Genomic DNA, 9,682 nt, shown 5'->3' with positions numbered 1-9,682 from the left:
GGTTTTCGATACAGATTAGATCGTGGTTTTTGATTATTTCTGTACTCAACTTGTTAAGGAAATCATCACGTTGATTCATTACTCTTTCGTGTAATCTAGCGACTTTTTGTTTTTGTTTCTGATAGTTTTTTGCATCTAAAAGGTTAATCCCATTCTGTTTTGCATTTAACGCACGTCTTGAAAGTTTTCGCTGTTCACGTTTTAGTTTCGTTTCCATTTTGGCAGTAAACTTATTGTTGTCAATCTTGCGACCGTCAGAAAAAATGGCAAAATCAGTGATGCCTAGGTCTATACCAATTGATAATTTAGATTTCTCCATTGGTTTTACTTCTAGTTCTGCAAGTATGGATACAAAGTATTTTCCACTTGGATTTCTTCTAACGGTCGCATTCAGAACACGACCATGTAATTCGCGACTTTTAGCAAAGCGAACAAGACCAAGTTTAGGTAGTTTCATTTTGTTTCCGACAACGGCAATATTTCCGTTTGTTTCTTTTGTTGTATAGGATTGAACTCGATTCTTTTTAGACTTAAAGCGTGGTGCGTTATTCTGCTTTTTAAAGAATCGTGAATAGGAATCTGCGAGGTTTTTCAGTGAGGATTGAAGAGCAGTACTGTCAACTTCTTTTAGCCATACTAATTCTGTTTTCAACTTTGTTAATTCAGCAGAACAAGAATTGTACGTTAATCCTTTGCCAGTTTCTTTGTATGTGTCGTTCCATTGTCCTAAAAAGTGATTGAACACAAAACGACTACATCCAATCGTTTTGTCGATTAGAGTTTTCTGTTCTTTAGATGGATAGATACGGAATTTATATGCTTTATTGATGAGCATTGTTTTCACCTCACTTCATTCCTTGATTTTTAATCTATTTCTTAACTACATTGATGGGAGAACCACCAGTAGTTAGTAAGCTAAAACTTCTTAACCAAAACATTTCTTCTCATAGCTTTTTTCTAATCTGTGGAAAGGCACGTTTTATCATGATTATTGCATTCTAATTTCACTTTAATATCAGCCTTTCTTTTACTTAAGTCTGAGCATATCATTGAGTTATGAAGCAGACAACAAAAAAGCCTTTAGACATAGTCACGCCTAACTGACATTCATCTCCCACCTATTACTGGTTTTATCACAACTTCACGTAATTGAGGAAGGAGTCTTCTGTCGAATAATGATAAAAATATGACCCCTTTACACACTATATTTTACCTAAAGAAAAACCTTCAAACAGCTGTCCGCCAAATGGTTGCAAAACTTCATCAACTAATTTGATTATTCGATTCTTATCACCTTTCGTATAAAACAAATCAAAAGCCTCAACAAGAATGTTTGCAAACTCTTCGTTGTATTGTCTTAATGAACGTATGATCCACTTTGAAGAACCAATCCATTTACCATTTGTTCTTAAAACGAATTCGCTTACTAGTTCGGCTAGTGTATTTGCTATAAATAATTCTTCCGCTCTATTAGAGGAACCTATAAAATCATTTAGTGTATCCGTAATAAAATATCGCTTTACTTTTATTGTATCCTCTGCCCATTTTTCTGGTCCCTTATCTAAAATATCATTTGCTTCTTTTTAATATCATTAATTACTCCTTCATCCTTTAAGATGATTCCCTCAGAAACCATCATTGGAAGCGAAGGTCTAGCTCTCTCGTAATCGCTTTTAAAAAATTGTTTATAAGTTGATAAATTATGTACAAAAACTTCTATATCCCAACCAAATTCTTTTAATGACTCTCTATATGAAGAACTAAGACTTTTATCGAAAATAACAATATCAAGATCAGATGTTTCTGTTGCCTCGCCGCGGACCACACTACCCGCTAATAATGCCCCCTGACAGTTTGGAAAATACTTATTAATAAATTGATTTGCCGCTTCAATATGGTCTAACTTATTTAAGTGATTCATTTTTTCTCCCTATTTTTATTTTGATTTCTTCCACTTTAATTATAATCAATCATATTGCTAATTTTATATATATCTAGATGTAAAAAAAGAGCACCTCCTAGAAATCAGGAATTGCTCTTCAACCTACTAAAATCAATTTTTTTATGTATACTCTATACGTATTTTTTTAATGCATATTTAAGAATTAAAAACACTATTTTCTTAAAGCCTTCAATGCACCGCTCCAAGCAACTACTTGGTCGAGCATTAAATTAACATTATTAAGGTGCAGTTCAGCAGGTTTAAATGTAGAGAAATTCTCAAAATCCGTGAATAAAGACAATGTTGGATGGGTTTTTACATCAGCAATTAATAGCTCACCACAGATTCCACGTAAATGTTCTGCTGCACGCGCACCACCAGTAGAACCATAACTGACGATTCCCGCTGCTTTGTTATTCCAAGCTTCACGAGCTAAATCAAGTGCATTTTTTAACGCTCCTGAAATACTGTGATTGTATTCAGATACTATGAATACAAATCCGTCCAAGCTAGCAAGTTTTCCATTCCAAGCCGCAATTCCAGGTTCAGTTCCGTCAGTTGTTCCCAAAAACGGCAATTGGTAATCGGCAATGTCTACAATTTCATAATGTGCATCTCCACGTTTGTCTGCGATTCCTTTTACCCACTCTCCTACTTGAGGACTTACTCGACCTTTACGAGTGCTTCCTAAGATAACTCCAATATTTATGTTTGACATTCGTTCTTCCTCCTTATGATTCCTCTGAATTCTTTCAACTTAAAACATTCTAGACTTCCCATAATTTACCTTTTATTTAATGCAATAAATTTTTATCCAAAGTAACTTATATTTCGACTAAATTTACCAATCGTCCAAACGTTAAAAAAGAAATTTCCACTGAAGTATTAAGAGAAAACAGAAAAACTATCTTCATTTACTAGTGATGAATAATAGGGAATATTGTCAAGTCAATCTCAGAAATTCTCATTTAAAAGGTACTTCCAAATTATCACCCAAATAAATTTAGTTATTTGGGTAAGAAATCTTATATTTTTTCGACACCTCGATCAACTTCTGTATTTTATCAGCTGAAGGAGGTCCTTCAGGTTTTTTGAATCCTTTATAAAATGGTTCAGATAGTTCTTTTACAAATTTGTCAAAACCTGATGGATAAGCAGTAACAATGAATTGGGTTTCTTCAGAGCATACTTTAAATGTATGGGGAATTCCTCGAGGAGCAAATACGTAATCTCCAGCCTTTGCTAAAACTGTATGGTCCCCAATAAAAAAAGTAATTTCTCCTTCTAATACATAAAACGTTTCATCTTCTAATTCATGTACGTGAAAAGGAGGTCCACCATCTTTTTTACCGTTGCAATGCAAGACACAAAAAGCCCCGTTTGTATCTTCTCCGCTTACTAATATAGAAGTAAAATCATTTAAAAAGAAGTAAGTATTCTCTTCTGTAATACCTCGGTGCATAAAGTCGGCTATACTCTTTTGTTCGAAAGTCATTTTAACCCTCCCCATCCGATATTTACATTATTTTAAGCTTAAACTTAAGCGTACTAGTTAATGCTATTCATAGAAAATTAGCTTATTCGTTCTAAATAATTTAAATGTATCTATTAAAATATCTGAAGTAAAACAAATTAGGTTCCTCAATGCACAAAAAAAGGCTAGCACCGCTAACCTTTTTCATTGATCATTTATTTAATTATTAGGATACAGAATTTCATCAATTATTCCATATTCTTTCGCTTCTTCTGCACTCATAAAATAATCTCGATCTGTATCCTTTGCTACTTTCTCGACTGACTGTCCTGTTCGGTCAGAAATTATTTGATTAATATGCTCACGTAATTTTAAGATTCGGCGAGCAGATATTTCGATTTCTGTTGCCTGGCCCCTTGCTCCTCCTAACGGTTGATGAATCATGATTTCACTGTTCGGAAGTGCAAAACGTTTCCCTTTTGTTCCCGCTAGCAAAAGCATCGCACCAAAAGACGCTGCCATTCCTGTACAAATTGTTCTAACCTCCGGCTTTATATATTGCATCGTATCATAAATCGCAAATCCTGCTGAAGTTGACCCACCAGGGCTATTTATATAAAGTGAGATTTCTTTATCAGGTGCATCTGCAGCTAAAAATAATAATTGTGCAACTACACTATTTGCTACATGATCATTTATCTCATCACCGATAATAATAATTCGATCTTTTAATAAACGGGAATAAATATCATATGAACGTTCACCACGATTAGATTGTTCAATTACATAAGGAACTGTCGTCATTTAAAAATCCTCCTTAAAAGCGTTAATTGGCTATGCAGCCATGCAGAGAGTGCTTGAAGGAGTTTGTTTACTGAACGATTGGAAATTACCGAATAGCATTTTAGGACTTTCAATAATACGATCAAAGGAAGGGATCGCTTGAATTAAGACTGTAGGGTCTTGGACTTCTAAAGCTAAATGAAAAATTTCTTCAAGCTTCATGCGTTCTTCCTCATTCCAAAAATATTCAACAGAAAGGGATTCTTCCTCTTTGTTCGTTTTATCTAGACGCTTTTTCGCTCGATGCAGACTAGATTTTATGGCTATTTCAGTCGTTCCTAAAATGTCTGCTATTTCTTTGGATTTATATTGAAATGCTTCTTTTAAAAAAAAGATAACTGCTTGTTTTGGAGTAAAATGTTTAAGTAAGAGCTCTACGCTATTCATTTTATGATCAATCGAATGACTAGCTGCATATTTAGAAAGTTCAAAATCAGGAGTTATCGTTTCTTCTTTTCTTTTTCGTAAAGTATCAATCCAATGGTTGTAAGCTATTTTATTTAATAAAGCCGAATTCATTTTTTCTTTATTATAATATTTTACTGCTTTAAAAAATGCTTCCTGTGCAATATCGTCACCATCCCATTCATTTTGGGCTAGAAACCGACAATAGCGTTGCAATTTAGGATAGTACTTCTGCCAATAAAATTCATCTGTTGCTTCATCCTGTTCTTCCTTTTCTATGCTGTGAAGACTAAACTTACTAGACATTTATGTTCACTCCTTTATTAACACTCTCTAACCTATAAACGGAATAGAAGTATAAAAAGATACGGGGGAAAAAAGTTTTTTTATTTAATTTATGTAACTAAACTAAAAACTCTTCTATAATTATCGCTTGTTTTCTACTTTTAATGCATTTTAACATACTTAAGCTAAAAACCGATCAATACAAATAAAGCGTGAACAAATTTATCCAAGCTATCCTAATGTACGTATTAACTTGTTAAGTTCGATTTTCTGCAAATTTTAGTAGTATCCGATAAATTAATTTTTTCGATTAATTTACGCCACTTACTTCTTTTACTACCCCGATTACTGAAATAACAGTACCAATTGCTTGGATCCAACTTCCTGTTGCAACCAATGATTCGGATTCTGAGACCATTGTTTTTTTTAGATATTCCTCATAATAACTAAGCTTCTTTTCATCCCCTTTTATATCATATAATGCTTCGGACCACCCTATTGCCTGTAACGAGTTTCCGATAAATGACGTTAGGCTCCCTACAATATTTTCGGCCTGGCCCGGGAAAGGCGTAAGGTCAATTACGTCTCCAATATTAACTCCTTGCCCCAAAGCTTGTAACAAGTTTCCTACAATGAATAATTTATAGGATGCTTCTTTTGGAATGTCAAAAACCAGTCCTGAAGTAACAGTAATATTTCCGCTTGCTCCTATTAATTTTCCGACAGGTCTGAGTACAGTACCCTCAACATCCGCATCAATTCCATTTCCTGTAGCCTGTAAAATATTTCCAATTACAGATAGATCATCACGAACACTACTTTTTATATAGTTGGATGGCGTGGAGCCAATTGCAGCTGCGATTGTTCCAATCGATACAATCACAGAGCCCACTAATGCTTTAGACTCGTCTCCCATTTCAACCACCATCCTGCTAAAAGTAACCTTTATCGTAGTATTATGAATGGAGGTCTGATTTTGTGCCTATTTATTGAAACTAGTTTTCTTTTTAAAAGTCCTCAGTTAATAGAACAAAAGAAAAGCCATCATTCCTATTTTTAGAATTGATAGCTTTTTTGACAAATATGAAAAGAAAATCTCAACCCTTCTAAAATGCATAGTGGATTGAGATTCTTTCTTTTAGTTTATAATATTACGGTTTTACCACCGTCATATATCGCGTTTTTGCCGAGATTTTTAGACCTGTTTCATCTTCCATCTCACATGTCACTTTATATTTACCAGCAGGCATATCAGCAGTTGGAGCCCATACCTTATAAGCATTCTCTGTATTTTTTTCTGTCCAAGTTTCAATCACTTTTCCATTAGGATCTTCAATCGTAAATTTCCAGTTTAATTTTTTCACTCCGACTCCTAAAATATGACCTGGCTCCTCTGGAGTGATTGGTCGAGCCCATACATCCAACACTGAAAGGAATAATTCTTCTTGTAACATTGGGCTTTTGCCGTATATTTCATCACGAACGTTACCTGCCCAGTCAAATAACATAAAGTTAATACTTTTCGGCTCACTATTTACGATTATAGACGTTTGTGTTGGGGATATATTTTTATAAATACCGTCGATATAAGCATAAGATTTTGTTAAGCCGCTTCCCCCTTCATTATCCTTCATGTCCCAAGTAATCTGATATTTATTGTCTGGTGTTTTGTTGACTTGAATATTTTCTGCTTTTGGTGCTACTGAATCTACATAGATTGGCATTTTCATCTTTTGTGGTCGTGCCCCATCATAAGCTAATGTACTCTCTATAACAAATTGATACTTTCCATCTGGTGCATATTTTCCGTCTTCAGTTTTCAAATCCCATCCATATCCTGGATACCAGAAGTCACCATTTGCCATTATATTTTTTCTAAAATGATATGGTACTTCCGTTCCCTCACTGTAATTACCAAGGTCTCGAACTTGCTTACCTGCTACATCCTCAACATACATATGCACTTGTTTTAAATTACGTAGCGCGGTAAAAATCGAGTAAACACCTTGATTTGCAGCAAATGGAGAGTCGGCCATTCTTTCTTCCTTGAAAGTTTTGGTCGCTTTATCATAACCAATTGGTATATCTGTTGGCCTTCCTAGCCAGTTCTTCTCACCCCAGTAAGGGAATAGAGCTGTTTCCCGTAAAAATGCATTTTTGTCCCATGCCGGAGCGTCAATATTTCTTGGTTCGTCCCACTTCCCGTAAAAGCCCATGTATGGAACTGATATAGGAACTGCTTTATCTTTATCCACTGGAACTAGGCGAACAAAGCCTTCTACGAAACTATCATTCTTTATAGAATCAGGTAAAGAAACATTGACAGTTAGCATTTTTGTTTGACCAGGTTTAATTTTTAGTAATGATCCAGTTTTATCGGTTACTTTATTATCATTAACTGTAATTGTTGCTCCATCTATTCGTTCACTAGTTAATGTTAAATAATCTCTTGAATCCATCGTACCGTCTTTGTCAAAATCCCCTTGCTTTGTTTCGGTTTTATCTTTAAGTAAATCTACATAAACATTGTATTCGATATCGGCACTATTATTTTTATCTTTAGGTGCATCAAAGGCTTCAACGTTTAATTTAAAACTTGTATTTTTGCCAATTTCTTTTAATGCTACAGCACCAGCTTGTTCTAAAGTAGTGTCTTTTCTTGAGACAACGACAGGCGTATTAATCGCATTTTTAATTTGCATGAAACCAGATCCTTGTACTCGTGGAGAATAAGGAACTTCTCCATTTGTTCTTGGATCCATTAATATATTCGACGTATTCATTAACGCTAACTTCGCTTTTAAAGCTGCACTTTCTGAATGCGTTAGTCCTTTTTTATAAAGAGACTGTAAAACAAGAGCCGCACCACCTGCAACGTGAGGTGAGGCCATGGATGTACCACTGTATGTATCATATTTGTTATTAACAACAGTAGAATAAATCTTTCCACCTGGAGCACTGATTTCAGGCTTAAAATCAAGGGTATGTGGTGCTCCAATTGAAGAGAACTCAGACATTTTCCCCTTATTTTTATTATCAATCCATGTTCCCTTACCTACTCGTGCCGTAATCTTTTCACCCGATTTCAAGCGATCGATTAAATCTTTACCATCTGCAATCCCTATACTTAAACCTGGCATGTAGTAACCCGAATTAAGACTTAATGAAGCATAATCACCTTGTGTTGCTAGAGGAACTACAATAAGTCCTTTTGCTCCCCTCTGTACAGCAGGGGATTGTATATAGGCTTCACTTCCAATATATTGTTGTTCAGCTACTACTATTTTACCTGTTACGTCTTTTCCAGTGTAATCCTGAGTATCCCCTTTACCTACATACACTAACTCCGCTTCTTGATTCTGAGGAAATACATCAGCCATTTGAGCACCTGAAATACGTTTATAAATTAGTGATTTTCCATTCGACAAATTAAGTGTATCCATATGGACTTGATCGCCTTCATAAGAAGCAACTTGCAAAGCAAAAGGACTTGAACCTGGTGCACCTACTACTCCAATATCTGGATCTTGAGCATAAGGAAGAGAATTATATTTAACAGTACCACTCTTCGAACTGTAGTATGCGTTTCCAGCAGCTGCTACTACTAATACCCCTTTCTCTGTGGCATTATGAATTGCTTTTTGGATTGGATCGTCTTCAGTCACAAACGAGCCGTCAGTGCCTAGGCTTAAGTTGATAACATCGGCATTCATTTCGACTGCATGATTGATTCCTGCTACGATATCATCCGCATATGCCCCCACAGAAGAATAATCAGAAAAGACTTTTTCTGCTAGTATTTGCACGTCTGGTGCAATTCCTTTTACTCCGTCTGTTTCATCAGCACCATTTGCTCCAATCGTTCCTGTTACATGCATACCATGTGAGCTGGCATAAGGGAAAACATCTTGATCATCGTCAGCCCAATCGTAGCCAGTTGGTACTTTATCTGAATACCAGCGTTCATTTACGGCTGTTTCATCAAATTTGGCTTGTATATTAGTAGAGTTATATTTTGCTTTCTCTTTTCCATGGTCAGATAGAGTTAGATCTTGGTGTTTATAGTCGACCCCTGAATCTACAACTGCAACTAGCATACCTTCACCGTGGTAACCTAAATCTTCCCATACCTTTTGGGCTTGTACCATGGATGCACCTGGATTTGCTGCTGGCTGATAGACTTGTGCGATTTGGACACTAGCCACTCCTGGTAATTTTTCAATTTCTTTAATGTTTTTATATTCTGTATCCATACTAAATCCGTTAATACCTGTCACAAAGTGATGACGCTCTTTAATGTTCATCTTTTTCGTTTTCTTCATCTCTTGAATCAATAATTGCTGAGATTGCTTTAATTTTTCCTTCTCCGTTTCATTTCCTTTGCCACTTTGTACAGGTTCTCCTGTCATTTCAACAATCACTCGTACTGAATCGTTAGGTGAATATTGGTAATGATCTTGCTTTTGGACTTGCTGTTCTGATACGTTCTCCTGATTAGTTGGTTGATCTTTAGCTGCGATAATTTGATTTTCTGGCAGATTCGAATTGCTATTTGTTTCCGCTAACACTGTGAATGATGAAAAAAGTAAGGATGTTACAGCCGCAGTAGACATTACTTTAAAAGCCTTAAAATTTCGCTTGCTCATTAACATTGCTCCTTTTTTTATCTGTTTTAAGTTTTATATTTATTTCGCTACTTTTTAAAATTAGTAAATTTATAAAATGATAGATTA

The 9,682-nt window shown here is 35.3% G+C and carries 7 protein-coding genes and 2 pseudogenes; all 9 read right to left on the bottom strand.

All coding sequences use genetic code 11. The features are described from left to right. On the bottom strand, positions 1 to 835 hold an 835-nt coding region (locus CN514_RS18055; protein WP_098233788.1), incomplete at its 3' end, for an RNA-guided endonuclease TnpB family protein. 34 nt (positions 836 to 869) lie between these two features. Then, a pseudogene (locus CN514_RS18050) lies at positions 870 to 986 on the bottom strand (transposase); the annotation flags it as partial. A 216-nt stretch (positions 987 to 1,202) separates the two neighbouring features. Further along, a pseudogene (locus CN514_RS18045) lies at positions 1,203 to 1,921 on the bottom strand (nucleotidyltransferase domain-containing protein). Positions 1,922 to 2,114: 193 nt separating this feature from the next. After that, complete coding sequence (locus tag CN514_RS18040; protein WP_098233787.1) at positions 2,115 to 2,660, bottom strand: NADPH-dependent FMN reductase; 546 nt, start codon at positions 2,658 to 2,660, stop codon at positions 2,115 to 2,117. A gap of 285 nt (positions 2,661 to 2,945) precedes the next feature. Then, a complete protein-coding gene (locus CN514_RS18035) occupies positions 2,946 to 3,437 on the bottom strand; it encodes a quercetin 2,3-dioxygenase (RefSeq protein WP_098233786.1) in 492 nt (163 codons plus the stop codon). Between the two features lie 198 nt (positions 3,438 to 3,635). Then, the gene (gene clpP, locus CN514_RS18030) at positions 3,636 to 4,220 is read right to left on the bottom strand and encodes an ATP-dependent Clp endopeptidase proteolytic subunit ClpP (RefSeq protein WP_098233785.1); all 585 of its coding nucleotides are present in this window, start codon (positions 4,218 to 4,220) and stop codon (positions 3,636 to 3,638) included. Between the two features lie 30 nt (positions 4,221 to 4,250). After that, on the bottom strand, positions 4,251 to 4,970 hold the full coding sequence (locus CN514_RS18025) for a sigma-70 family RNA polymerase sigma factor (RefSeq protein ID WP_098233784.1): 720 nt from the start codon (positions 4,968 to 4,970) through the stop codon (positions 4,251 to 4,253). A 289-nt stretch (positions 4,971 to 5,259) separates the two neighbouring features. Beyond that, positions 5,260 to 5,865 (bottom strand): DUF6944 family repetitive protein, encoded by a 606-nt coding sequence (locus tag CN514_RS18020; RefSeq protein WP_098233783.1) that lies wholly within the window; start codon positions 5,863 to 5,865, stop codon positions 5,260 to 5,262. Between the two features lie 235 nt (positions 5,866 to 6,100). Next, positions 6,101 to 9,595 (bottom strand): S8 family serine peptidase, encoded by a 3,495-nt coding sequence (locus CN514_RS18015; protein WP_098233782.1) that lies wholly within the window; start codon positions 9,593 to 9,595, stop codon positions 6,101 to 6,103. Positions 9,596 to 9,682: the final 87 nt, after the last annotated feature.

This window comes from Bacillus sp. AFS001701 (genome assembly GCF_002559405.1).
Lineage (GTDB): Bacteria > Bacillota > Bacilli > Bacillales > Bacillaceae_G > Gottfriedia.
This window is presented reverse-complemented; position numbering and strand designations above follow the sequence as displayed.

Coding starts and splice junctions, on each gene's coding strand:
- CN514_RS18035 (WP_098233786.1), bottom strand. CDS start 3,437: ATGACTTTCGAACAAAAGAGTATAGCCGACTTTATGCACCGAGGTATT.
- CN514_RS18040 (WP_098233787.1), bottom strand. CDS start 2,660: ATGTCAAACATAAATATTGGAGTTATCTTAGGAAGCACTCGTAAAGGT.
- CN514_RS18015 (WP_098233782.1), bottom strand. CDS start 9,595: ATGAGCAAGCGAAATTTTAAGGCTTTTAAAGTAATGTCTACTGCGGCT.
- CN514_RS18025 (WP_098233784.1), bottom strand. CDS start 4,970: ATGTCTAGTAAGTTTAGTCTTCACAGCATAGAAAAGGAAGAACAGGAT.
- CN514_RS18020 (WP_098233783.1), bottom strand. CDS start 5,865: ATGGGAGACGAGTCTAAAGCATTAGTGGGCTCTGTGATTGTATCGATT.
- clpP (WP_098233785.1), bottom strand. CDS start 4,220: ATGACGACAGTTCCTTATGTAATTGAACAATCTAATCGTGGTGAACGT.